Source organism: Bradyrhizobium sp. MI1.3 (assembly GCF_055811695.1).
This window is the reverse complement of the sequence record NZ_JBVVPQ010000016.1, coordinates 44,321-69,623: the sequence shown is the minus strand read 5'-3', so window position 1 is coordinate 69,623 and position 25,303 is coordinate 44,321. Positions and strand designations below refer to the sequence as shown.

Genomic DNA, 25,303 nt, shown 5'->3' with positions numbered 1-25,303 from the left:
GACTCTCGACAGCCCGCGAAATCTGGATTCAAATCGACCATGATTCGGAAGCGATGTGGGGCTGCTTCCGAACTCAAGTTGCAAGCAGGTTTCCAGGGGGCTTTAGGCATGTCGCGTGCAGACGCCGCGAACGCGTGCGTCCAATCCGATTCGATCAAAGGATTGGCGCAATCGATCGCGAAACCTGCCTATCATCGGCTCCTGATCGCGGAGCCTGCGCTGCGCCGTGCCGTGCCGACGCTCATCATCGCGTTCCTGATCACGATCTGCCTCGGCGCATTCGTGCAGGTGGTCGACCAGACACGCCAGAAGCGGCTGGTGATCCGCCATGATATCGCGGCGCTCGCCGACCTGCTCGCCGAGCGCGTCGACCGCCTGACCTCCGCGCGACAGGAGCGGCTGAAGAACATCGAGAGCCTGCCGGCGCTGCTGCCCGATCTCATTCCATCCTGGGGCACCGCCTCGGGCCGCCACGTCATCGTCACCTCGGCCGGACTCGACCGCCGCATCCTCGCCCGCATCCCGGTCGACAGCGATCCCTCGGGCAACGACCGCCTGCTCGACGCAATCACGACGGCGCAACTGCTGGCGGCGCCCCCGCGCGACGGCAGCATCTCCGACATGACGCTGCCGAACGGCAACGCTGCAATGGCGACCTCGCGGCAGATCAAGTCGCTGCCCGGCTTCGTCACCGTGATCCAGGAGCGCAACGAGCCGATCTGGGGCTCGGACGCCGCGCTGTCGGTGACGCTGTCGGCCACCACCGGCTTCGTGGTCCTGATCCTCGGCTTCGCCTTCCACTGGCAGTCCACCCGTGCCCGCGAGGGCGACCTGATCAACGACGCCGTGCGCGGCCGCATCGACACCGCGCTCAACCGCGGCCGCTGCGGGCTGTGGGACTGGGACCTGTCGCGCGGCCGCATCTTCTGGTCGCAGTCAATGTTTTCGATGCTCGGCCTCGACGGCCGCAACGAGCTCCTCACCTTCGGCGAGGTCAACGCGCTGGTGAAGTCCGACGACATCGATCTGTTCGAGATCGCCGACCAGCTCATCTCCGAGAAGATCGACCACATCGACCAGACCTTCCGCATGCAGCATGTCGACGGCCACTGGATCTGGCTGCGCGTCCGCTGCGAAAAGACCAGCGGCGCGACCGACTCCAGCGTTCACCTGATCGGGATTGCCGTCGACATCACCGAGCAGAAGAGCCTCGCCGAGCGGACTGTGGAAGCCGATTTGCGCCTGCGCGACGCGATCGAGACCATTCCCGAAGCCTTCGTGCTGTGGGATGCGAGCGACCGCCTGGTGCTCTGCAATTCGCACTTCCAGCGCCTGCACAAGCTGCCCGACTCCGCCGTCATCCCCGGCACCTCCTACGAGACGGTGCTCGAGGTCGGCCGCATGCCCGAAGTCCGCACCCGGCACAACGAGACTGCGAGCCAGGGCCCGGGCGCGCGTACCTTCGAGGCGCAGCTCGACGACGGCAGCTGGCTGCACATCAGCGAGCGCCGCACCAAGGACGGCGGCTACGTCTCGGTCGGCACCGACATCACCCGCATCAAGGAGCACGAGCAGAAGCTGGTCGACAACGATCTACGCCTGCGCGCCACCGTCATCGACCTCAAGCGCTCGCAGGCAGCCCTGGAGCGCCAGGCGGGCGAACTCGCCGATCTCGCCGAGAAATATCAGCGCGAGAAGACCCGCGCCGAGGAAGCCAACCAGACCAAGTCGAAATTCCTCGCCAATATGAGCCACGAGCTGCGCACGCCGCTGAACGCGATCATCGGCTTCTCCGAGATCATGGGCTCGGGCATGTTCGGCGAGCTCGGCTCGGAGAAGTACCAGGAATACTGCCACGACATCCTAACCAGCGGGCATTACCTGCTCGAAGTCATCAACGACATCCTCGACATGTCCAAGATCGAGGCCGGCCGCATGAAGCTCGACATGGAAGAGCTCGACCTGGCGCAGACGCTGGCGGAATCCCTGCGGGTCGTCACCGGCCGGGCACAGGACAAGCACCTGACGCTCGACGCCGACATCGCGAAATCCATCTCCGTCGTCGCCGACCGCCGCGCCACCAAGCAGATCATCGTCAATTTGCTCTCCAACGCCGTGAAGTTCACGCCCGACGGCGGACGTATCGTGGTGCGCAGCCGGCAGCTCGACGACAGGATCGTGCTGATGATCGCCGACACCGGTATCGGCATCGCGCCGCATTCGCTGGCGCGGCTCGGCCGCCCCTTCGAGCAGGTCGAGAGCCAGCTCACCAAGACCTATCACGGCTCGGGACTGGGGCTGGCGATCGCCCGCTCGCTGGCGCAGCTTCATGGCGGCTCGATGCGGCTGCGCTCAAAGCTGGAGGTCGGCACCGTCGTGCGCGTCACCCTGCCCCGCGACGCGATGAAGTCGGCGTCAGGAATATCGGCTGCGGCCTGATGGCTACGATTGCAGCGACGGCGCGACTTCCCGCGCGACATTGACCAGCGCAGCGATCAGCGGCGTCATCGGATCACGCTGCGGGATCACCATGCCGATGCTGTAATTGACATCGGGATCGGTGATCGGGATCGAGCGCACGGTGTCGGACAGGCCGAGCGTCTCGGCCAGCTTGGCCGGCATCACACTGGCCCAGCGCCCCGTCTTCACATGGGTAAACAGCACGAGCAGCGAATTCGAGGTCAAGGTCGGCGTCGCCTCCGCGCCGACGGAGCGCAACGCGCGGTCGATGATGCGGCGGTTCTGCATGTCGGGTGTCAGCAGGCACAGCGGCACCTGCCCGACCTCCTTCCACGTCACTGTCTCGCGATCGCCGAACATTCCATCCGGCGCGGTGAGCAGGCGATAGCTCTCGTTATAGAGCGGAATGGTGCGCACCTTGCCGATCGGCTCGTTCTCGATATAGGTCAGCCCCGCATCCACCTCGAGATTCTCGAGCAACCCCAGCACCTCGGACGAGGTCGTGGAGCGGATACTGAAGCGCACCTCGGGATGCCTGGCGCGGAACGGCGTCGTCAGCGCAGCGACCATACCGAGCACGGTCGGGATTGCGGCAATACGGATCTCGCCCGAGAGCTGATGCTTCAGCCCGTTGATCTCGTCACGCATCGCGCGGGCATCGCCGACGATGCGCCGCGCCCAATCCAGCGCCCGCTCGCCTTCCGGCGTAAAACCCTGGAAGCGGGAGCCGCGCTGGACCAGCATCACGCCGAGGATCTCCTCGAGCTGCTTCAGCCCGGTCGACATCGTCGGTTGCGTCACGCCGCACATTTCGGCGGCCCGGCCGAAATGCCGTTCCTTCGCCAGCGCCAGCAGCAGTTCAAGCTTGTCGAGCAACCGTCATCCCCTCCGATCGTGTGGCGGCATGCAAGCTAGCATGCCCTCCCCCTTCCAACACGCAAAAACCGCCCGGCGGACGGCTCCAATCGCAATTTCAAATCGAGTGATTGCCATCGCAAATCGATCGGAATCCGCAATCGCAGCATGAGACAGCTTTATTGATCTTCGAACGATTCCAAATAGTTTGCGATCAGCAGACGCTCCGGTCGAGAACGAAGAATGACAGCGGTTTACGAGCCTTGGGACGAAACGCGCGGCGCCGAGATCATCGCCGAACACAGCAAGCAGGAAGGCGCGACGCTGGTGATTCTACACGCACTCCAGGATGCGTTCGGCTACGTGCCGGCGGCAGCCATTCCTATGGTGGCGCACGCGCTCAATCTGTCGCGCGCCGAAGTGCATGGCGTGTTCACGTTCTACCATGATTTTCGCCACAAGCCGGCCGGCCGCCATGTGCTGAAACTCTGCCGCGCGGAGGCCTGTCAGGCGGCGGGCGGCGACGCGCTGGCTGCGCGTGCGGAGGCAAAGCTCGGCGTGTCGCTCGGCCACACCACGGCCGATGATCGCGTCACGCTGGAGCCGATCTACTGCCTCGGACTGTGTGCAACCGCGCCGTCCGCGATGCTTGACGGTCGGCTGATTGGCCGGCTCGACGAGAAGCGTATCGATGCTCTCGTTGCAGAGGCGCAGCGATGAGCATCCGTCTATATGTCTCTCGCGATGCCGGTGCGCTTGCGGTCGGCGCCGACGAGGTCGCGCTGGCGCTGGAGCAGGCTGCAGCCAAGCGTGGCGTCGCGGTCGAGATCGTCAGGACCGGCTCGCGCGGCCTGTACTGGCTCGAGCCGCTGGTCGAGGTCGCGACGCCGCAGGGCCGGATCGCGTTCGGCCCTGTGACCGAGACCGATGTGCCCTCCCTGCTCGACGCGCTCGCGAGCAACACGCCGCATCTGGTGCGGCTCGGGGCCACCGACCAGATCCCCTGGCTCAAGCGCCAGACCCGCCTGACCTTCGCGCGCTGCGGCGTGATCGATCCGCGCTCGCTCGACGACTACCGTGCCCATGGCGGCTACAAGGGCCTGGAGCGCGCGCTCTCGCTCGGCTCGGATGCGATCCTCACTGAGGTCACTGCATCGGGCCTGCGCGGCCGTGGCGGCGCAGGCTTCCCGACCGGCATCAAATGGAAGACGGTCGCGCAGGCGAAAGCGGATCGCAAGTTCATCGTCTGCAACGCCGACGAAGGCGACAGCGGCACCTTCGCTGACCGCATGATCATGGAAGGCGATCCCTTCCTCGTCATCGAGGGCATGACGACCGCCGGCATCACCGTCGGCGCGACCAAGGGTTACATCTACATCCGCAGCGAATATCCGCACGCGATCGAGGCGATGAACGCAGCCATCCAGGCTGCGAAGCGCGACGGCTATCTCGGCGCGAACATCGGCGGCTCCGCATACAGCTTCGATCTCGAGGTCCGCGTCGGCGCCGGCGCTTACGTTTGCGGCGAAGAGACCTCGCTGCTGGAAAGCCTCGAAGGCCGCCGTGGCCTCGTGCGCGCGAAGCCGCCACTGCCCGCACATCGCGGCCTGTTCGGCAAGCCGACCGTCATCAATAACGTGCTGTCGTTCGCCGCCATTCCCTTCATCCTGGCCGAGGGCGCCAAGGCCTATGCCGATTTCGGCATGGGTCGCTCGCGCGGTACGATGCCGATCCAGCTCGCCGGCAACATCCGCCACGGCGGGCTGTTCGAGACAGCGTTCGGCGTGACGCTCGGCGAACTCGTCGACGACATCGGCGGCGGCACGTTCACGGGCCGCCCAATCCGCGCGGTGCAGGTCGGCGGTCCCTTGGGCGCCTACTTCCCGCGCGCGCTGTTCGACACCCCGTTCGACTACGAGGCCTTCGCCGCGCGCGATGGCCTGATCGGCCATGGCGGAATCGTCGTGTTCGACGATAGCGTCGACATGCGCAAGCAGGCGCGTTTCGCCATGGAATTCTGCGCCATCGAATCCTGCGGCAAGTGCACGCCGTGCCGGATCGGCTCGACCCGCGGCGTCGAGACGATCGAGAAGATCATCAACGGCGAGCGCGTGAGCGAAAACCTCGCACTCGTCGAAGACCTCTGCAACACCATGAAATTCGGCTCACTCTGCGCCCTCGGCGGCTTCACGCCCTACCCCGTGCTCAGCGCTTTGAAGCACTTCCGGGAGGATTTCATCCCGACCCCGACTACTCTTCAGGCCGCGGAATAGGAGAACGACAATGTCTCTGATCGAAGAAATCGACTTCGGTACGCCGCGCTCGAAATCGGAAACGATGGTGACACTGACCATCGACGGCAACCAGGTTACGGTGCCCGAGGGCACCTCGATCATGCGAGCGGCGATGGACGCCGGCCATCAGATCCCGAAACTCTGCGCGACCGACATGGTCGATGCGTTCGGCTCGTGTCGCCTTTGCGTCGTCGAAATCGAGGGCCGCACCGGAACGCCGGCCTCGTGCACCACGCCAGTGATGCCCGGCCTCGTCGTGCATACCCAGAGCGAACGGCTGAAGAAGCTGCGCAAAGGCGTGATGGAGCTCTACATCTCTGACCATCCGCTCGACTGCCTCACCTGCGGTGCTAACGGTGATTGCGAGTTGCAGGACATGGCCGGCGCCGTGGGCCTGCGCGACGTCCGTTACGGCTATGAAGGCGAGAATCATGTTTTCGCCAAGACGCCTGGCAAGTCCAGTGGCGAGATCAACGCCGCTTGGATGCCGAAGGACGAGTCCAACCCGTACTTCACCTACGATCCCTCCAAGTGCATTGTCTGCTCGCGCTGCGTCCGCGCCTGCGAGGAGGTGCAAGGCACCTTCGCGCTGACGATCTCCGGCCGCGGCTTCGACAGCCGCGTCTCGCCGGGCATGAGCGAGAGCTTCCTCGGCTCCGAATGCGTCTCCTGCGGTGCCTGCGTGCAGGCCTGCCCGACCGCGACGCTGACCGAGAAATCCGTGATCGAGATCGGCCAGCCCGAACACTCGGTCGTCACCACCTGCGCCTATTGCGGCGTCGGCTGCGCCTTCAAGGCCGAGATGCGCGGCGAGGAAGTCGTCCGCATGGTGCCGTACAAGGACGGCAAGGCCAATCGCGGTCATTCCTGCGTCAAGGGCCGCTTCGCCTGGGGTTACACCAACCACCGGGAACGCATCCTCAACCCGATGATCCGCGAGCGGATCGAGGATCCCTGGCGCGAAGTGTCGTGGGACGAGGCATTCTCGTTTGCAGCCGACAGGATGCGCGGCATCCAGAAGAAATACGGCCGCGACGCTATCGGCGGCATCACGTCGTCCCGCTGCACCAATGAAGAAACCTATCTGGTGCAGAAGCTGATCCGCGCCGGCTTCGGCAACAACAATGTCGACACCTGCGCCCGGGTCTGCCACTCCCCGACCGGCTATGGCCTCTCGACCACGTTCGGTACCTCCGCCGGCACGCAGGATTTCGATTCGGTCGAGGACACCGACGTCGTCGTCGTCATCGGTGCCAATCCCGCTTCGGCCCACCCGGTGTTCGCCTCCCGCCTGAAGAAGCGGCTGCGCCAGGGCGCCAAGCTGATCGTGATCGATCCGCGCCGCACCGAGATGGTTGAATCGCCGCATGTGAAGGCGCTACACCTGCCGCTGATGCCCGGCACCAATGTCGCGGTGATGACGGCGCTGGCGCATGTGATCGTCACCGAAGGCCTCGCCAACGAAGCCTTCGTGCGCGAGCGCTGCGACTGGAACGAGTTCGAGGAATGGGCGGCGTTCGTCGCCCAGGCGAACAACAGCCCGGAAGCCACCGCCATCCTCACCGGCGTCGATCCGAAGGATCTGCGCGAAGCAGCGCGCCTCTACGCCACCGGCGGCAACGGCGCGATCTACTATGGTCTCGGCGTCACCGAGCACAGCCAGGGCTCGACCACCGTGATCGCGATCGCCAACCTCGCGATGGCCACGGGCAATATCGGTCGTCCCGGTGTCGGCGTGAACCCGCTGCGCGGCCAGAACAACGTGCAGGGCTCCTGTGACATGGGCTCGTTCCCGCACGAGCTTCCCGGCTACCGCCACATCTCGGGCGACGCCGTGCGGGACCAGTTCGAGGCGCTGTGGAACGTCAAGCTCAACCCCGAGCCGGGCCTGCGCATTCCCAACATGTTCGACGCCGCGGTCGAAGGCACGTTCATGGGGATCTACGTGCAGGGCGAAGACATCCTGCAATCCGATCCCAACACCAAGCATGTGGTGGCGGCACTATCGGCGATGGAATGCGTCATCGTCCACGACCTCTTCCTGAACGAGACCGCGAACTACGCCCATGTGTTCCTGCCTGGCTCCAGCTTCCTCGAGAAGGACGGCACTTTCACTAACGCCGAGCGCCGCATCCAGCGCGTGCGCAAGGTGATGACGCCGAAGAACGGCCTCGCCGACTGGGAGGTCACCATCCGCCTCGCCAAGGCCATGGGCTTCGAGATGAGCTACAGCCATCCTTCCGAGATCATGGACGAGATCGCGGCGCTCACCCCGACCTTCGCCGGCGTCTCCTATGCCAAGCTCGACGAGCTCGGCTCAGTGCAATGGCCCTGCAACGACAAGGCGCCCGAGGGCACGCCGGTGATGCATATCGACGGCTTCGTCCGCGGCAAGGGCAAGTTCGTCGTCACCGAATATGTCGCGACCGACGAACGCACCGGGCCGCGCTATCCGCTGCTGCTCACCACGGGCCGCATCCTCAGCCAGTACAATGTCGGCGCGCAGACCCGGCGCACCGAGAACGTGGTCTGGCATGCCGAGGATCGGCTGGAGATCCATCCGCACGATGCCGAACAGCGCGGCGTGCGCGACGGGGATTGGGTGCGGCTGAAGAGCCGCGCCGGCGAGACTACGCTGCGTGCGGAGATCACCGATCGCGTCGCGCCGGGCGTCGTCTACACCACGTTCCACCATCCGGACACGCAGGCCAACGTCATCACGACCGACTATTCGGACTGGGCGACCAACTGCCCCGAATACAAGGTCACGGCGGTGCGGATTTCGCCCTCGAACGGCCCGTCCGACTGGCAGAAGGCCTACGACGCGCAGGCGCGGCATTCCCGCCGCATCGCGCCGGCCGAGGCTGCGGAGTAGCGGCATGCACGTGCCGGTCCAGGCCATCGACCGCGAGATCTGGCGCGACGGTGTCGCGACCGAAGGAGCGCGGCTGATCCCGGAGGAGACGCCGCTGGCGCTGACTTACAATGGCGGCACCTACGCCGTCATGATGGGAACGCCGCAGAACCTCGAAGATTTTGCGGTCGGGTTCAGCCTGGACGAAGGCATCATCAAATCCGTCGATGACATCAAGTCGCTCGAAATCGTCCGCCTCGACGACGGCATCGAGCTGCGCATGTGGCTGGCCTCGGAAGATGCCGCGCGCATCAGCGAGCGCCGCCGCCACATCGCCGGCCCGACCGGCTGCGGCATCTGCGGCATCGACTCGATCGCCGAAGCTGTGCGGCCTGCGGCCGTCGTGCCGCAGGGACAGACGTTCACGCCCGAGCAGGTCATGGCGGCGATGCAGACCATCGCACCGCTGCAATCGATCAATTTGCAAACCCGCGCCGTTCACGCCGCCGCGTTCTGGTCGCCTGCCGGCGGTATCGTCGCGCTGCGCGAGGATGTCGGCCGCCACAACGCGCTCGACAAGCTCGCCGGTTCGCTGGCGCGCAGCCGCACGCCTGCAAGCGGCGGCATCGTGCTGCTGACGAGCCGCGTCTCGGTCGAGATGGTGCAGAAGACCGCCGCCATCGGCGCGCCGGTGATGGTCGCCGTCTCTGCGCCGACCGCGCTTGCGGTGCGCACCGCGGAGGCCGCCGGCATCACGCTGATTGCCATTGCCCGCCAGGACGGGTTCGAAGTGTTTTCGCATGGCAGCCGGGTTGTCACCCGTCATGCCACGGAGGTTGCCGATGTCGCCTGACCGCCTGATCTACATGGCCAACCAGATCGGCACGTTCTTCCGGAGCCAGGGCCACGACAAGGCCGTGCCGGGGATCGCCGACCACATCAAGAAGTTCTGGGACCCGCGGATGAAGCGCGCGATCTTCGCCCATCTCGATGCCGGCGGCGTGGGCCTGGAGCCGAACGTGCGGGAGGCGCTCACCTCGCTGCAGCAGGCGACGTCCCTTCCAGCAGCGCCCTGAACACACGGCGCACCTCGCTCTGCGTTTCCTTTACGCGCGCCTCCAGCGAGGAGAAATGCGGCGCATCGCCGGCGCGTGCCATCACGCGCAAGAGGTCGGTGCCGGCAGTCTCCGGCTTGAACCGATCGCTGACGCAGAGCCGCAGGATCTGCGTCAGGTCGTGATAGAGCCGCGCTGCGGCCCGCAATATCTCGGTCTCCGATTGCGACAGCACGCCCAGCCTGCATGCATTTTCCAGCACCTGCGTGGTGCCAACGTCGAGAATCTCCGGCTTCTCGTGCGCATGCACGAGCTGGAGATATTGCGCGATGAAGTCGATGTCGACCATGCCGCCGGCGGCATATTTGAGATCCCAGCAATCAGCCTCGCCCTTCTCCTGGGCGATCGCACGCCGCATGTCGGCAACATCGTTGGCGGTGATTCCGGGATCGCGGCGACGAGTCAGGACAGCGCGGATGACGCGTTCAATCCGTTCCCGGAATTCGGGCGAAGCGGACACGACGCGCGCACGGGTCAGCGCCATGTGCTCCCAGGTCCAGGCCTCGTTGGCCTGGTAGTCCGCGAACGAAACGAGGCTCGAAGCCACGGGGCCGGCGCGCCCCGAGGGGCGCAACCGCATGTCGATCTCGTAAAGCACCCCGTAATTGGTGCGCGTCGTGAACGCGCTGATCAGGCGCTGGGTGAAGCGGGCGAAGTAATGTGCACCTTGCAGTGACTTCGCACCGTCGGAGTCCGGATTGTCGCTGTCGAAATCGTAAAGCAGGATCAGGTCGAGATCGGACGACGCGGTCATCTCGCGACTGCCGAGCCGGCCCATCGCGATGATGGCGGTCTCCTGCCCCTTGATCCGGCCATGCTGGGCGGCGAAACGGTCGGCGACGAGGCCATGCACGGTATGGACGATGCCCTCGGCGACGTCGGCAAAGGCCGTGCTCGCCTGCTGTGCCGAGACCGTGCCTGAGAGAATGCGCGTGCCGATCAGGAACAGGCTCTCCTGCCCGAACAGACGCAGGCGGTCGAGGAACTCTTCGTAAGAGCCCGCATCCTGCACCGTCGTCGCAAGTCGCCCCGACAATTCCTGCCTGTCGGGCATGGCGCCGAAGAAGCGCGGATCAATCAGGCCGTCCATCAGTTGCGGCTGCCGCGCAAGCATCTCGCCGAGCCGAGGCGCCGCGCCCAGCACCAGGGCCACGAGCGCGACGAGATCGCGGTTCTGCCCGAGCAGCGTGATCAGCCGGCCGCCGCGCTGAAGCGCTCCAAGGAAATGGTCGAACGCCACGACGGCCCGATCCGGCTCCTCGGCATGAGCGAGACCGTCGATCAGGGCCGGCACGAATTCGACGAATGCGTTTCGCGTCGCCTCATTGCGGAACACGCGGTAGTCGCCGGTGATCCAGTCGCGCACGGTCTGCGCGACGGCGGCAGGCTTCTTGAAGCCGAGTGTCGCCAGGTACTGAAGCAGCCGCGGATCGTCGGGACCCGCACTGTAGTCGAGCGCCGGCAGCTTGGCCGTGCCGGTCGGATCGTCGCCCTCGAACAGTTTTTCGTAGTGGCCCTGCACGATCTCGAGCTGGCGCAAAAGGTCGCGGGCAAAGGTCTCGCGATCCGGATAGCCGAAGAACCAGGCGAAACGCTCGACCGCCTCCTTGTCCTCGGGCAGCGTGTGGGTCTGCTCGTCTGCGATCATCTGGAGGCGATGCTCGACCCGACGCAGGAATTGGTACGCCGTGGTCAGCTCGTCGCGCGCCGCAACCGTGATCCAGTTGCTGGAAGCGAGCACGCCGAGCGCGGCGAGCGTCGGCCGTACGCGCAGTTCGGGATGTCGCCCCCCGGCGATCAATTGCTGGGTCTGGGCGAAGAACTCGATCTCGCGGATTCCGCCGCGCCCGACCTTCACGTTATGCCCTTCGACCGCAACCTCGCTCTGGCCGCGATAGGTCTGCATCTGCCGCTTCATGTCGTGAACGTCGGCAAGCGCGGCGAAGTCGAGATGCTTGCGCCAGACGAAGGGCGCGATCTCGGCGAGCAGTGCTTCGCCAGCCCTGGCGTCGCCGGCGCAGGCGCGCGCCTTGATCATCGCGGCGCGCTCCCAGGTGCGCCCTTCCCGCTCGTAATAATGCAGTGCGGCGTCCCGCGAGATCGCCACCTGTGTCGAGGACGGATCAGGGCGCAGCCGCAGATCGACCCGGAAGACGTAGCCGTCATAGGTGCGCTGCTGGAGGATGCGCGCCATGCCCTGCGTCACCCTCACGAAGAACGGCTGCGGCTCGATGTCAGGCACGAGTGTCGTGTTATCAGGGTCGAAGAACACGATGAGATCGATGTCGCTGGAATAGTTCAGCTCGCCCGCGCCCATCTTGCCCATCGCAAGCACGATCAGCCCGCAGCCCTGTTCCGGTGCTTCGGGATTGGGCGGCGAAAGCTTTCCACGTGCGGCTTCCTGCCGCAGCAGGTGCTGCAGCGCCGCCTGCACGGAGCAGACCGCAATATCGGTCAGCGCCGCCGTTACCCGCATCACCGGCCAGACTCCACCGATGTCGCACAGCGCGATCAGAAGTGCGGCCTCTGCCTTCATGCGGCGAAGCAACCGCATCAGTTCGGCTTCGTCGAGCACTGCGAGCACCGCTCCCCTCGCCTCCGCGATCAGTGCGGCAAGATGCGCATCGGGATCGCATTCGAGCAGCCGGATCAGGCGCAAGGGATCGGCGCGCACCAGATCGAACAGATAGGGCGAGAATTCGGCGATGCCGGCGAGGACATTGGCGGCGAAGGGATGAACCAGCAGCGCCTGGAGACGGGCCGATTGCGCCGGCTCGAGCTCGGCCAGCCAGTTTTCGAAGCGTCGTTCGTCGGTGACGGAAGCGGCAATATGGGGAGCCTCCGCGAAGCGTGCGGCAAGTCTCTCACCATGCTTGTCCGCGTTTCCCGGCGCGGAGTGGTTCATGCCACCTTCTGTGGCACATCCGGTATTGGAGGAGCAACCCTGTCGCCCGCGAGCGCCGGCAGCACCAGCGTGGCGACGAGGCCCGGATGGGCATCGCCCAGCCGCAATTCGCCGCCATGCAGCGTTGCAACCGCAGACGCAAGACTGAGGCCGAGGCCGGAGCCCGGCAGCGTGCGGCTGGCTTCAAGCCGCACGAATCGCTCGACGGCATGCTTGCGGTCGGCCTCGGGGATACCGGGGCCGCGATCGGTGACGCTGAGCAGCACTTGGTCGCCCTCGCGTTTCGCCTCGATCGTGATCTGCCTTGAATCCAGGCTGACCACGGTTCCACCTGTTAGCGCGACCGGCTTGCCGTATTTGATCGCATTCTCGACCAGATTGGCGAGCGCCTGGCTGATCAGTTCGCGGTTGGCGTGCACCGGCGTCGGATCGGCCTCGACCTTCAGCGTCATGCCGTCGTCTTCAGCCAGCGGCTCGTAGAGCTCGTGGATGCCGTGTGCGACATCGGCAGCGTCGAAATCGTCCATGTTGCCGCGCGCCTGACCGGACTCGGCGCGCGCGATCATCAGCAGCGCGTTGAAGGTACGGATCAGGCCGTCGGATTCCTCGATGGTCCGCTCCAACGCGGCGCGGTAATCGGCCTCGCTGCCTGATTTCGCCAGCGCCTCCTCGGCGCGGTTGCGCAAGCGTGTCAGCGGCGTCTTGAGATCGTGGGCGATGTTGTCGGAGACCTCCTTCAGCCCCGCCATCAGCGCCTCGATGCGCTCCAGCATGGCATTGAGGTTTTCGGCGAGGCGGTCGAGCTCGTCACCGCTGCGTCCCACCGGCAGGCGCTCGCTGAGATCGCCGGTCATGATGCGATGGGCCGTCCCGGACATGGCGTCGATGCGCCTGAGCACCCTGCGCGCGACGAAGATCCCGCCGCCCAGGCCAAGCACCACGACGATCAGCACCGACCATTGCGCGGCCTTGGCGACGATGCCGAACAGGCGCCGCCGCTCGGCGAGGTCGCGGCCGATCAGAAGCCGGAAGCCATTCTCGAGCTCGGTGACGCGCACCAGGGCGCGATGGTCGCGCTCGTCCGCATCCTCGATGCGCCGATATGCCGTCTCCGACCAGCCGCGCGTCGCCATCACACCGGGCGCCAGCGAGCCGACATTGCCGGCGATCGCCTGCCCGGTCGGCGTGGTCACGAGGTAGAGATTGGCGCCCGGGCGCAGCGCCCGGTACTCAATCGCAAGCACGAGACCGCGCAAGCCGCGCCGGCCGTAGATCTCGTTGATCTCCGAGGTCTCGGCATTGACCGTCTGCGTGATTTCCTCGGTGATCAGCCGCCGCGTATTCCAGGCGAAATAGGCCAGCAGCGAGGCCGCGAACATCGCGAACAGCAGCAAATAGACCAGCGTCAGCCGGAATGCCGTGGTGCGGACGAGTTTACCGAATGCCGTCACGGATCATGTATCCCGCGCCGCGGATCGTGTGCAGCAGCGGCCGCTCAAAACCCTTGTCGATCTTGGAACGCAGCCGCGAAATGTGCACGTCGATCACGTTGGTCTGCGGATCGAAATGATAGTCCCAGACGTTCTCCAGTAGCATGGTGCGGGTCACCACCTGGCCCGCATGCTTCATGAGATATTCGAGCAGGCGGAATTCGCGCGGCTGGAGCGTCAGTTCGTCCTTGCCGCGCGCGACGCGATGGGAGAGCCGGTCGAGCTCGAGATCGCCGACGCGGTACAGCGTGTCCTCGGCCGGACCGCCACGGCGGCGCGACAGCACCTCGACCCGGGCCAACAGCTCGGCGAAGGAATAGGGTTTCGGCAGGTAGTCGTCGCCGCCGGCGCGCAAGCCCTTGATGCGGTCGTCGACCTGGCCGAGCGCGGAGAGAATCAGCACCGGCGTCGAATCGTCCTTGTCGCGGAGCGCGCCGATCACCGACAGGCCGTCACGCTTGGGCAGCATGCGGTCGACCACTAGCACGTCGTAATCGCCGTTCTCGGCCATGGCGAGGCCTTCCTCGCCGTCGGCGGCGTGGTCGGCAATGTGCCCGACCTCGCGAAACGCCTTCACGAGGTAGTCGGCGGATTCGCGGTCGTCTTCGATGATGAGGAGGCGCATCGTGCGTTCGGCAACGGTCAAGGGAGTGAACCTTCTCTAAACATGGCGCGAGCGGCAATCGCATGCAAGCCGAGTGAACGACTCTGGCATCGAGAAAAAGGCGGGCGGTGAAGCTGGGGGACTTCACCGCCCTAGGCCTTCCGACGGAGGGGGGCGTATTCCACCGGAAGGTAGACAGGGGAAGCAAACGTTGCGCTGCTCCCCCGAAGGGCGCCGTCGGCGGGGGCGACTGATGCCGGCGACACCCTTCATCTCGGAGGCCTCCTGAGGCCTGGCCCTTGGTTACCCCTTGGCGATGGGCACGGCGACGAAGCGCGACTGGCCGCCGCTCTTCACCCGCATCAGGACGCTGTTCTTGTTGTCGGTCCGCGCCGTGTTGATGGCGTCGCGGACTTCGCCGGCGGTGCTCACGCTCTTGCCGCCGACTTCGAGAATCACGTCGCCTTCCTTGAAGCCGCGTTCAGCAGCCGCGCTCTTCGGATCGACTTCGGTGATCACGACGCCTTCCTTGCCGGCGCCGGCCACGGAATCGGCGGGCGCGACGGTCATCCCGAGCTTGGGCACATCAGTGCCACGGCTCGCGCCCTTGCCGCTGTCCTTGTCGATGTCGGCCTTGGCCTCGATCGTGTTCGGCAGCTGGCCGAGGGTGAGGTTCACGACCTTGTCCTGGCCCTTGTGCAGCACGTTGAGCTTCACGGTCGCGCCGGGCGCCAGGCCGCCAATTGTACGGGCGAGCTCGCGGGCATCCTTGACGGTTTCACCGTTGACCGACGTGATCACGTCGCCGGACTCGATGCCGGCCTTGGCCGCCGGACCATTCGCCTGCGGCTCGGCAACCAGCGCGCCTTCGGCCTTCTTCATGCCGAGGCTGTCGGCGATGTCGGATGTCACCGGCTGAATCTGCACGCCGATCCAGCCGCGGCTGACCGAGCCCTTGTCCTTGAGCTGCGCCACCACGCTCTTCACAGTGCTCGCGGGAATCGAGAACGCGATGCCGACGCTGCCGCCGGAGGGCGAGTAGATCGCGGTGTTGACGCCCATCACCTCACCGTTGGTGTCGAAGGCCGGACCGCCGGAATTGCCCTTATTCACGGGCGCATCGATCTGGATGAAATCGTCGTAGGGGCCGTTGCCGATGTCGCGGCCGCTGGCCGAAACGATGCCGGCAGTCACGGTGCCGCCGAGGCCGAACGGGTTGCCGACTGCGAGCACCCAGTCACCGATCCGCGGCTTGCCGTCGGCAAGCTTCGCGAACGGGAAGTTCGAGCTGCCCTCGACCTTGATCAGGGCGAGGTCGGTGCGCTGGTCGGTGCCGATCACCTTGGCTGTGTAGGTCTTGCCGTCGTCGGTGGTGACTTCGACCTTGTCGGCGCCGTCGACCACGTGGTTGTTGGTCACGGCAAAGCCATCAGCCGAGATGAAGAAGCCCGAGCCCTGGCCCTGCACGACGCGGCCGCGACCGCCACCACCCTTCAGGCCCGGGATGCCGTCCGGACCGCCGAAGCGGCGGAAGAATCGCTCCATCGGAGAGCCCGGCTGGAACGGCGACTGCGCGTCATCGCCGTCATCATTGCTCGCGGTCTTTTCCTTGATATTGACCTTCACCGAGATCACTGACGGCTTCACGCGCTCGACGATGTCGGCGAAGCCGATCGGACGCTCGACCTTGCGGACCTCGTTGTTGACCTGCGCATGCGCCGGGCTCGAGAACAGATCGGCTGGCGAGGTCGACGGGCCAAAGCCGTAGACGGCGGCACCGAGGCCGGCGACGACCGAGGCCATCAGCGCGAACTTGCGGGCCGAGAAAACGGACCGGCGGGGCTGCCGGTAGGACGGAAGGTTCGAGAGGTCGGAACGGTCGGTCATGCAGAGATCTCCAGGGCCTTGAAATCCATTTGGTACCTGATGGCGGCACCTTACGAACCTGAAGATGGGGGCTGCCGCCTTACCGTGCGCTGGCGGCGGGGTTAAACTTTTGTAATGAACGGAGAATGCGGATGCGGCAGTTTATCGCGGCCGAAAGTAGTGAGCCTGTAGGAACTTAACGAAGTTCCGGGAACGCCCGCGCAGTGCCGGCTTCTGCGCGCAGCAACGTAGCTAGTGAGACTTGGCTTCATCCGCCATCAATGCGGCGAGCCGCGCTTCTTCATCGGGCGTGAGCGGCGGAGCCGGGACGTCTGCACCATTTCGCGAGCGCCGGCGGATTTGCAGCCATAACGCCAGGCCGCCGCCAATCAGCAGCAGCGGCGCGAGCAGCCACAGCAGTATGTTTTGGCGCTCGAAGCGCGGCTTGAGCAGCACGAACTCGCCGTAGCGCGCAACCAGGAAATCGAGCACTTGCGAATTGCTGTCGCCCGCCGCGATGCGCTCGCGCACCAGGAGCCGCAAATCGCGCGCCAGCGGCGCATCGGAGTCGTCGATCGACTGGTTCTGGCAGACCATGCAACGCAGCTCGCGCGATAAGTCGCGTGCACGCGACTCCTTCGCAGGGTCCGACATGATCTCGTCGGGCTGCACGGCATGCGCCGCAGGCAAGGCCAGCAGCATCAGCGCGACGAACGCGACCATCATTCGGCGCATCGGATCACTCCGCCGGCTGCAGGCGCTGCTTGGCCCGCGCCGGTTTTGGCGCACCCACCCGCAGGCGCCGGTCCGACAGCGACAGCACGCCGCCGAATGCCATCAGCACTGGCCCCCACCAGATCAGCAGCACCAGCGGCTTGTGATAGATGCGCACGGCAATGGCGCCCTCGGCAGTGGCGTCGCCGAGCGAGATGTAGAGCTGGCTGGCGCCGCGCGTCAGCAGCGCGGCCTCGGTGGTCGAGGAGCCGCGGGTGGTGAAGCTGCGCTTGGACGGCGTCATCACGCTGAGCTTCTCGCCGTCACTGCTGACGTTGAACTCGGCGATCATCTCGTGGAAGTTCGGCCCTTGACGCTGAAACAGGCCATCCAGCTTGACGTCATAGCCGGCGACATGGGCGACGTCGTTTTGTTTCATGGTCGCGATATATTCGCTATTCCAGGTGGTCTCACAAACGATCCCGATCAACGCGACGCCGAGGCCGGCATGCGCAAATACCGAGCCCCAGGCCGAGCGCGGCAGACCGCGGGCACGATGCAGCGTCGTCGCGAACGGCAGGCGAAACAAACCAGTTCGTTCGGCCAGATCCGTCGCTGCGCCGGCAATGACGAAGACGCCAAGTCCGATTGCCAATGGCGCGAGCGCGCTGCCGCCGCGCGCCCAGCCCCAGACCATGGCGACGGCGACGAGCCCGGCTACGCCTGCCGCGAGCAGACGCTGGGTGACGCCGAGCAGATCGCCGCGTTTCCATGCCAGCATCGGCCCGAACGGCACGGCGAGCAGCAACAGCGCGAACAGTGGCGCGAAGGTGAGATTGTAGAACGGCGCGCCGACCGACATCTTGAAATCGGCGAGCATCTCCATCGCCAACGGATAGAGTGTGCCGAACAGCACCACCGCGCAGGCGACCGTGAGCAGCAAATTGTTCAGCACCAGCGCGCCCTCGCGCGAGATCGGCGCAAACAGGCCGCCCTGCTTCAACGACGTCGCGCGCCCGGCGAACAGCGACAGGCTGCCCCCGATGAACAGGCAGAGAATCAGGAGAATGAACACCCCGCGGGTTGGATCGGTCGCGAAGGCATGCACCGAGGTGATGACCCCCGAGCGCACCAGGAAGGTCCCGAGCAGCGATAGCGAGAAGGTCAGGATTGACAAGAGGATGGTCCAGACCTTCAGCGCGTTGCGCTTCTCCATCACCAGCGCCGAATGCAGCAGCGCGGTGCCGGCAAGCCACGGCATTAGCGAGGCGTTCTCGACCGGGTCCCAGAACCACCAGCCGCCCCAACCCAGTTCGTAATAGGCCCAGTACGAACCCATGGCGATACCGAGCGTCAGGAAGATCCAGGCGACCAGCGTCCACGGCCGCACCCAGCGCGCCCAGGCTGCGTCGATCCGACCCTCCAGCAGCGCCGCGATCGCGAAGGAGAACGAGATCGAGAAGCCGACATAGCCGAGATAGAGCATTGGCGGATGCACGGCGAGACCGATGTCCTGAAGCACCGGATTGAGATCGCGTCCCTCGATCGGCGGGTTGGCGATGCGCAGGAATGGGTTGGAGGTCACCAGGATGAAGAGATAGAATGCGCTGGCGATCCACGCCTGTACGGCCAGCACATGCGCGCGCAGCGACAGCGGCAGATTGTTGCCGAAGGCGGCCACCAATCCGCCGAACAGCGCAAGGATCGACACCCACAAGAGCATCGAGCCTTCATGGTTTCCCCACACGCCGGTGATCTTGTAGAGCAGCGGCTTCATGGAGTGGGAATTCTCGTAGACGTTGACGACCGAGAAATCCGACTCTACGTGCAGCATCACCAGTGCGACGAACGACGCACCGACGAACAGGAGCTGCGCCAGCGCGGTGGACCGCGCCACATTCATCAGCGCGTCATCACGCAGTCGCGCGCCGATCAGGGGCACGATGGACTGGATCAGTGCCAGTCCGAGCGCCAGCACCAGCGCATAATGTCCTGACTCCGCGATCACCGCACTGCTCCCTGCGAATTGCCCTGCGCGGTTGTGGCCGCGGGCTTGACGCCATCGGAAGCTTTGGCGCCGTAATCATCCTTCCAATGCCCCTGCTTCTTCAGGGCATCGGCGACGTCCTTTGGCATGTAGGTTTCGTCGTGCTTGGCGAGCACGGTGTCGGCCTTGAACACGCCATCGGCGTCGAGCGCGCCTTCGGCGACGACGCCCTGCCCTTCGCGGAACAGATCAGGCAAAATGCCCTTGAAGGCGACCGGAAGCTTTGCGCCACCGTCGGCGACCTCGAAGGTCACCGCGAGATTGTCGCCGCGCTGGAGCGAGCCGGGCTGCACCAGGCCGCCGAGGCGAAACCGCTTGCCGGGCGCGACGTGCTTCTCGGCGACCATGGTCGGCGTCGAGAAGAACACGATGGAGTCGCGCAGTGCGTTGAGCACCAGCGCGGCCGCGAGCGCGAGCACGGCAAGCGAGCCGCCGATGATGGTCATACGTCGCTGCTTGCGCGTCATGGCGTATCCATTCCCTGCCCGTCTCGTCCTGACATCGTCATCCGTCGAGCCCGAGTGTCTTGAGGCCTTCATCGAGCTGGCGCAACCGCGCTGCATCGTTGGCAACCGCCTGGCGGGCATCGGTCGATGCCCCCACCGCCTTGTCGCGATCACCCATGACGAGATAGGCGCGCACCAGGCGCAGCCAACCCTCGACGTCGTCGCCATTCTGCTTGAGGCGCGTGGCGAGCCGTTCGACCATGCCGCGAACCATGGCGTTGCGATCGCCCTCTTTCATGTCCTTGGAAGCCGCGAGGGTCTCATCCGACAGCGCCGGCATCGTAGCGCCACCGCCGCCGACTCGCGCGAGCGAGCTCTGCACCAGAGGGCGCCACGGCGCATCCGCCGGCGCTTTCGCCAGCAGCGCTCGCCAGATATTGGCGGCGTCGTCCTTGCGGCCGTCCTGCTCGGCGGCGAGACCGAGGAAGTAGTTCGCTTTCGGATCATCCGCGCTGAGCGCGCGCGCGCGCTCGAACTCGGTCTTGGCTTCGGCGGTCACGACGCCACCGGCGGCGGCCGAGATCGCTTCGCCGAGGTCGGACCGGCGCTCCGCACTCTCGCCATTGTAGGTGAGCGAGTTGCGATAGGCGCGCACGGCGTCGTCGAAGCGGCCGAGCCGCTCCAGCACGGGCGCGATTACGTTCCAGCCGCGCCCGTCGGTTGGATTCTTTTCCAGATGTTGCTCGACCTGTACGACCAGATTCTCGAGCGACTGCGCCATGCCGGACCCGGATCCGCGCTCCCGCTGCGCCAGCGGAAAGTCCTGAAGCCTGGGCGAGCCGAGCGGCACATAGACACCAATCGCAACCAGCGGCAGGCCGGCAAGCGCCAACACGGCCGCCGCGCGGCGCCATTTGAGGCTGGATTTCGGTGCCGTTGCGGGCTCGCTTCCGGCCGCGGCGAGCAGCCTGCGGCTGACCTCGACGCGCGCGGCGTCGGCTTCGGGCGCTGCGATCAGCCCTGCGGCAAGATCACGCTCGATCTCGGCGAGTTGGTCCTTGTAGACCGCGACTTCGCTGCCCTGATTTTGCGCGCGTCCGCTACGGCCGAGCGGCAAAAGCACGGCGAAGATCGCCGCGACCGTCATCAGCGCGAACACGAACCATAGCGTCATCTGGCAAGCTTCCGGCAGCGCGCAAGCCGCGCCCACAGGTCGCTTTACACCACGGCCGGACGATGCGGCAATTGACAATTGTCAATTCGGCGCGACCGCGCACAGTCCCGAAACGGTGAAAATCCAACGGCTTAGCCGATCTCGAAGTCCGCGCTTTGAGCGGCGTCCTCGCCATGCCCGTTAAAGGCCTTCAGGAAGTATGTTCCCGGTTCGATAGCGTCGGGCAATCTGATGCGCAACGCCCCGACGGGAACGGGCGATGCAACCCTGGTGACGGTCTCAGGAAGCTGCCGACCGCTTGCCTTCTCGACCAGCACCACCTTCGCGCCTACCATCAGCCTTTGATATTTGGCAACGACGACGCGATTTTCGATTTCGATGGAACTGATAACGGATTTCATGCGCCCACAGATAGAAATATCAGAAAGTTGCACGGCGACCGTAGGGCCAGCCACCGACACCGTCAACCTGAAATTGTGACTGCTGAAATATGCGCCTGGATCAGCTCGCGCGCGACGATTTGCGCTCGCCCGTGGCCGCGTTCTCCGCGGCGCGGCTCATCAGCGAGGCATAATCATCCCCGAACAGCACCTGGCAGAAGCGGATCGCGGCCTGCACCTGCTGCTGCCGATAGGTGCGGACCTTGTGATCGGCGCCGCGCAGCGACTGCACCAGCTGCTCGGTCGAACGCTCGACATATTGCTGCAGGTCGGAATAGGTGCGCAGTGTCACCTCGTTGATTGCAAGCTCGCTCGCATAATTGCGACAGGTCGCGACGAAATCGATCAGCGCCACGGTTTCCTCGACCTCGGTGCTGTCGATCCGCGCGCCCGGCGGAATGTCCTTCTCGGCGCGCTGGCGCAGGATGCGGCGGACGCGGCCGGGAACACTGTCGATCTCGGATTGCAGCGCGTTGGAGATGTCGGCCCGGATCGAGGTCAACTGCTTGCCCCAGGCGGAGTCGTTGCGCAGGTCGAGCTCGGTACGCAGGCCTCGGACGCCGTCGTGCAGCGTCTTGAGATTGCCGGCGACATTGTCGAAATGACCGCGCTTGATGTCCATGCGCAGGATGGCGGCCACGCAGGACAGGTCATGCAGCGCCATCGTGACCGCGACGCCATAGGGCGTTGCCGCGACACGGATCTCGTCGTCGGACGCGGCAATCTTGATGGCGAGGCGGATGATCTGCCACGGCGCGGTCATCCGCTGCACGACGATGGAGAGCGCGAAGGGCAGCATCTGCGGCGTCTGGAGGACGGGAATGTTGAGCGCCGCAGTCACCGAGGCGATCTGGGCATCGCCGAAGGCGCGCAAAGAGCGCGGCAGCTTCTCGTTCAAGGTGGCGATGGCGTCGCGGACCGCAAGCACCGCCCCGGTCGAATAGAGGTCCTCGATCACGTTGGGCGGACCGACGCGGGCGAGCGCACGCGATTTGTCACCCCCGCCCGGTCCCGTCAGCTCGAAGATGGCATCCGCAGCGACCGCCTGGAGCTTCGAGGCCAGCGCTTCGACTTGCCCTGCGCTGTCGGCCGGCATGCGCGCCAGCGCCGCCTCGAATTCATTCAGCTTGGCCGGAGCACCGTCGCGGCCGAGCCATTGCCAGATCGGAGCCAGCGAAGAGCGGCGGATCTGCCCGGCCCGGATCGGGGCGCCTGCTTCGACCAGGAATGGTTCCAGCACCTGGAACAGCAGCCGCGACAGATCGTCCGTACGCGGCGGTGGGGCCTCGTCGGCTTCCGTCTTGCGGACAATCTTGCGCAGCTGGTCGAGCACGAGGGTTGCCACGGCCGTGTCCTGGCCGCGCTCGAGCGCACGCTCGAACTCCCGCATCAGCAGCGCCTGCGCCTGCGGCGGGAGCTGCGCGAGATAGTCCCTCAGCCGCTCGATCGATGTCTGGCTCATGCGCCCGGGTAATGAACGGTAAAATGGCGGACGTGGGGTCCGTCCTGCTCGATCATAGGTGGGGCCACTTAAGAAGCCGTTTAGGAAGTCGCTCCGAATACCCCTGGTTTCGTCCAGATCGACGTGCCGCAGACCAAATAGTCGCGTCGGAACAAGGGATTATATTCCGGGGAGGACCAGCTCCGCCCGCAGGCCCCCAGTCGGTGCGCGGCCGAGGGAGAGGCTGCCGCCATAGAGCGCAGCGAGCTCGGTCACGATCGACAGCCCCAGCCCCGATCCGGGCTTGGATTCGTCGAGGCGCTGGCCGCGCCGTGAGACCTGGGTGCGCTCGGCCTCCGACAGGCCGCGGCCGTCGTCGTCGACGATGATATGCAGCCGCGGACCGCTGCTCGCCTGATGCGGCGCTTCCACCAGAACTTCGATGAAGACCCGCGAGGCCGCCCATTTGCAGGCGTTGTCGACGAGATTGCCGACCATCTCCTCCAGATCCTGCCGCTCGCCACGAAATTTCGCCGACGGATCGGCCTCGGCCTCGACCACGATGCCGCGGCCGCGGTGGATCTTCTCCATGGTCCGCCGCAATGCCTCGATGGCCGGTGCAACCTCCGTCACCGTCGCGACGACCGAGACCCGCGCCGCGATACGCGCGCGCTCGAGATGATGGGCGACCTGGTCACGCATCACGTCGGCCTGCTCCATCACCTTGGCCGCGAACGGGTCGGTGGCATGCGCGCCGGCCTCGTTCACGATGACCGAGAGCGGCGTCTTGATGGCGTGGGCGAGATTGCCGACATGGGTGCGTGCGCGCTCGACGATCTCGCGATTGGCGTCGATCAGCGCGTTGGTCTCGCGCGCCAGCGGTGCGATCTCGACCGGGAACTCGCCCTCGAGCCGCTCCGCCCGCCCGGACCGGATGTCGGCGATGGATTCGGAGATGCGCTTGAGCGGCGCGAGACCGAAGCGGACCTGAAACACGGTGGTCAGCAGCAACACGATGCCGAGCGCGGTGAACGTGCCGCCAAGGTAGTAATCGAAACTGCGCGTCTCGTCGAAAATCTCGGTGTCGTCGCCGGCGACACTGACGAGAAATTTGCCGTCCGCGCCGAGATCGACCGGCCGCTCCACCATACGCAGATTCTGTCCCTCGGGACCGTCGACATAAGCGATCCGGATGCCGGCGGCGGTAAGCTCGGTGCCCTGCTCTTCCAGCTTCGGCAGCTTCTTGTCCCAGAGCGAGCGCGAGGAGCGCACCTCCGGCTTTTCGGTGTCGGTCCGCGTGATCTGCCAGTACCAGCCGGACAACGGCAGCTCGAACAGAGGCTCGCCGAGCGATTGGAACTGGCGGTCCGGGGGCTCGTCGGGGGTGGCGACCTCGGCGATCAGCGTGCGGAGATAGAGATTGAGCCGGCGGTCGAAGGCGCGCTCGGTGGCGTTCTTGTAGACCGACGACAGCACCACGCCGGTGATGGCCAGGATCACCACGAGCCACGCGGTCGCCGACAGAAACAGGCGGTTCGCGAGCGAGCTGGCGGGCATCGGAATGATCCCGGAGGCGCGGGGTGGCATGGGGTCGGAACTCATGACCCGAACAAGGCCTCTGCCGGGCCGCCCGTCAAGCCAAGATACGTCTAGACAAGATAGTCCGAGACACCACGCTTCAAGCGCCGGGGGTCGGCGGGGTCAGGAGATAGCCGAGGCCACGGACAGTCTGGATGATGTCCACGTCGAGCTTCTTGCGGATGCGGCCGACGAAGACCTCGATGGTGTTGGAGTCGCGGTCGAAGTCCTGGTCGTAGAGATGCTCGACCAGCTCGGTGCGGGACACGACGCGCCCCGAATGATGCATCAGATAGGCCAGAAGCCGATATTCGTGCGACGTCATCTTGATGGGATTGCCGGATACGCTGACCCGGCCGGTCCTGGTGTCGAGCGTGACGGGGCCGCAGCTCAGCTCGCTCTGGGCATGACCGGTGGAGCGGCGCAGCAGCGCGCGGATACGCGCCAGCACCTCCTCCAGGTGGAACGGCTTTGCGACATAGTCGTCGGCACCGGCATCGAAGCCCTGGACCTTGTCGCTCCAGCGGTCACGCGCGGTGAGGATCAGGACCGGCATGGTACGGCCGTTGCGCCGCCAGGCTTCCAGCACCGAGATGCCGTCCTTCTTCGGCAGGCCGATGTCGAGCACCACGGCGTCGTAGGGCTCGTTGTCACCGAGATAATGCCCCTCCTCCCCGTCGAAGGCGCGATCGACGACATAGCCGGCGTCGGTCAGCGCCTTGGTAAGCTGGCGATTGAGATCGGGGTCGTCCTCAACGACGAGCAGGCGCACGCTTCTCTCCAGAATTAGGCCGCATGAACACCCGCACAGATGAGCAATTCCGGCGTGAACTGAATATGAACACGGGGAACCGGCCGCGTTACTTTTTGGTCATATCCGACCTGTTCGCGATCAACGCACTGCGCCCCCCCCGGCCCCCGGCGCGCCCGCGGGCGGGGGGGGGGGAATTTGCCCCGGTTGGGGGGGGGGGGGGGGGGGGGCCCCGGCGGGGGGGGGGGGGCGGGGGGGGGGGGGTAAAA

At 65.6% G+C, this 25,303-nt stretch carries 19 protein-coding genes; 6 read left to right on the top strand and 13 right to left on the bottom strand.

Annotation, left to right across the window (positions count from 1 at the left end):
- Positions 1 to 108: 108 nt before the first annotated feature.
- Positions 109 to 2,439 carry a PAS domain-containing sensor histidine kinase gene (locus AC0L3A_RS14385; RefSeq protein WP_007593358.1) on the top strand — a complete coding sequence of 777 codons (2,331 nt, stop codon included), beginning with the start codon at positions 109 to 111 and terminating at the stop codon, positions 2,437 to 2,439.
- Between the two features lie 3 nt (positions 2,440 to 2,442).
- On the opposite strand, the gene AC0L3A_RS14380 is transcribed toward AC0L3A_RS14385, so the two are convergent.
- Positions 2,443 to 3,336: a LysR family transcriptional regulator gene (locus AC0L3A_RS14380; protein WP_007593359.1), complete on the bottom strand. Its 894-nt coding sequence runs from the start codon at positions 3,334 to 3,336 to the stop codon at positions 2,443 to 2,445.
- 222 nt (positions 3,337 to 3,558) lie between these two features.
- On the opposite strand from AC0L3A_RS14380, the gene AC0L3A_RS14375 reads away from it, so the two are divergent.
- The 5 genes from AC0L3A_RS14375 to AC0L3A_RS14355 are packed head-to-tail and all read left to right on the top strand — an operon-like array spanning position 3,559 to position 9,539.
- On the top strand, positions 3,559 to 4,035 hold the full coding sequence (locus AC0L3A_RS14375) for a formate dehydrogenase subunit gamma (protein ID WP_473254616.1): 477 nt from the start codon (positions 3,559 to 3,561) through the stop codon (positions 4,033 to 4,035).
- Positions 4,032 to 5,588: a formate dehydrogenase beta subunit gene (locus AC0L3A_RS14370; RefSeq protein ID WP_473254615.1), complete on the top strand. Its 1,557-nt coding sequence runs from the start codon at positions 4,032 to 4,034 to the stop codon at positions 5,586 to 5,588. The genes AC0L3A_RS14375 and AC0L3A_RS14370 overlap by 4 nt, the downstream gene beginning before the upstream one ends.
- A 10-nt stretch (positions 5,589 to 5,598) precedes the next feature.
- Entirely contained in the window at positions 5,599 to 8,484 is a 2,886-nt protein-coding gene (gene fdhF, locus AC0L3A_RS14365; protein ID WP_473254614.1) for a formate dehydrogenase subunit alpha, read from the top strand.
- A 4-nt stretch (positions 8,485 to 8,488) separates the two neighbouring features.
- On the top strand, positions 8,489 to 9,316 hold the full coding sequence (gene fdhD, locus AC0L3A_RS14360) for a formate dehydrogenase accessory sulfurtransferase FdhD (RefSeq protein ID WP_007593366.1): 828 nt from the start codon (positions 8,489 to 8,491) through the stop codon (positions 9,314 to 9,316).
- Positions 9,306 to 9,539: a formate dehydrogenase subunit delta gene (locus tag AC0L3A_RS14355; RefSeq protein WP_007593368.1), complete on the top strand. Its 234-nt coding sequence runs from the start codon at positions 9,306 to 9,308 to the stop codon at positions 9,537 to 9,539. The genes fdhD and AC0L3A_RS14355 overlap by 11 nt, the downstream gene beginning before the upstream one ends.
- Here the strand turns inward: AC0L3A_RS14355 and AC0L3A_RS14350 are convergent.
- The 12 genes from AC0L3A_RS14350 to AC0L3A_RS14295 all read right to left on the bottom strand — a co-directional run bounded on the left by AC0L3A_RS14350 (position 9,496) and on the right by AC0L3A_RS14295 (position 25,055).
- Positions 9,496 to 12,483: a bifunctional [glutamine synthetase] adenylyltransferase/[glutamine synthetase]-adenylyl-L-tyrosine phosphorylase gene (locus AC0L3A_RS14350; RefSeq protein ID WP_007593369.1), complete on the bottom strand. Its 2,988-nt coding sequence runs from the start codon at positions 12,481 to 12,483 to the stop codon at positions 9,496 to 9,498. The two genes, AC0L3A_RS14355 and AC0L3A_RS14350, sit on opposite strands and share 44 nt — an antisense overlap.
- On the bottom strand, positions 12,480 to 13,934 hold the full coding sequence (locus AC0L3A_RS14345) for a sensor histidine kinase (RefSeq protein WP_007593370.1): 1,455 nt from the start codon (positions 13,932 to 13,934) through the stop codon (positions 12,480 to 12,482). Before AC0L3A_RS14345 ends, AC0L3A_RS14350 begins: the two co-directional genes overlap by 4 nt.
- Positions 13,918 to 14,598 (bottom strand): response regulator transcription factor, encoded by a 681-nt coding sequence (locus AC0L3A_RS14340; protein WP_035969420.1) that lies wholly within the window; start codon positions 14,596 to 14,598, stop codon positions 13,918 to 13,920. The genes AC0L3A_RS14345 and AC0L3A_RS14340 overlap by 17 nt, the downstream gene beginning before the upstream one ends.
- A 282-nt stretch (positions 14,599 to 14,880) precedes the next feature.
- Entirely contained in the window at positions 14,881 to 16,464 is a 1,584-nt protein-coding gene (locus AC0L3A_RS14335) for a Do family serine endopeptidase (RefSeq protein WP_007593372.1), read from the bottom strand.
- A 231-nt stretch (positions 16,465 to 16,695) separates the two neighbouring features.
- Positions 16,696 to 17,178: a cytochrome c-type biogenesis protein gene (locus AC0L3A_RS14330; RefSeq protein WP_473254612.1), complete on the bottom strand. Its 483-nt coding sequence runs from the start codon at positions 17,176 to 17,178 to the stop codon at positions 16,696 to 16,698.
- A gap of 4 nt (positions 17,179 to 17,182) precedes the next feature.
- Positions 17,183 to 19,165: a heme lyase CcmF/NrfE family subunit gene (locus AC0L3A_RS14325; protein WP_354127473.1), complete on the bottom strand. Its 1,983-nt coding sequence runs from the start codon at positions 19,163 to 19,165 to the stop codon at positions 17,183 to 17,185.
- Positions 19,162 to 19,671, bottom strand: coding sequence for a cytochrome c maturation protein CcmE (ccmE, locus tag AC0L3A_RS14320; protein ID WP_354127472.1), 510 nt, complete (start codon positions 19,669 to 19,671; stop codon positions 19,162 to 19,164). The genes AC0L3A_RS14325 and ccmE overlap by 4 nt, the downstream gene beginning before the upstream one ends.
- A gap of 37 nt (positions 19,672 to 19,708) precedes the next feature.
- Positions 19,709 to 20,824: a c-type cytochrome biogenesis protein CcmI gene (ccmI, locus tag AC0L3A_RS14315; RefSeq protein ID WP_007593383.1), complete on the bottom strand. Its 1,116-nt coding sequence runs from the start codon at positions 20,822 to 20,824 to the stop codon at positions 19,709 to 19,711.
- Positions 20,825 to 20,955: 131 nt separating this feature from the next.
- Positions 20,956 to 21,225 carry a hypothetical protein gene (locus AC0L3A_RS14310; protein WP_007593394.1) on the bottom strand — a complete coding sequence of 90 codons (270 nt, stop codon included), beginning with the start codon at positions 21,223 to 21,225 and terminating at the stop codon, positions 20,956 to 20,958.
- Between the two features lie 100 nt (positions 21,226 to 21,325).
- Entirely contained in the window at positions 21,326 to 22,726 is a 1,401-nt protein-coding gene (locus AC0L3A_RS14305; protein WP_473254611.1) for a hypothetical protein, read from the bottom strand.
- A 159-nt stretch (positions 22,727 to 22,885) separates the two neighbouring features.
- The gene (locus AC0L3A_RS14300) at positions 22,886 to 24,262 is read right to left on the bottom strand and encodes a sensor histidine kinase (protein WP_035993063.1); all 1,377 of its coding nucleotides are present in this window, start codon (positions 24,260 to 24,262) and stop codon (positions 22,886 to 22,888) included.
- 121 nt (positions 24,263 to 24,383) lie between these two features.
- Positions 24,384 to 25,055, bottom strand: a complete 672-nt coding sequence (locus AC0L3A_RS14295; RefSeq protein ID WP_007593400.1) for a response regulator transcription factor — start codon at positions 25,053 to 25,055, stop codon at positions 24,384 to 24,386.
- Positions 25,056 to 25,303: the final 248 nt, after the last annotated feature.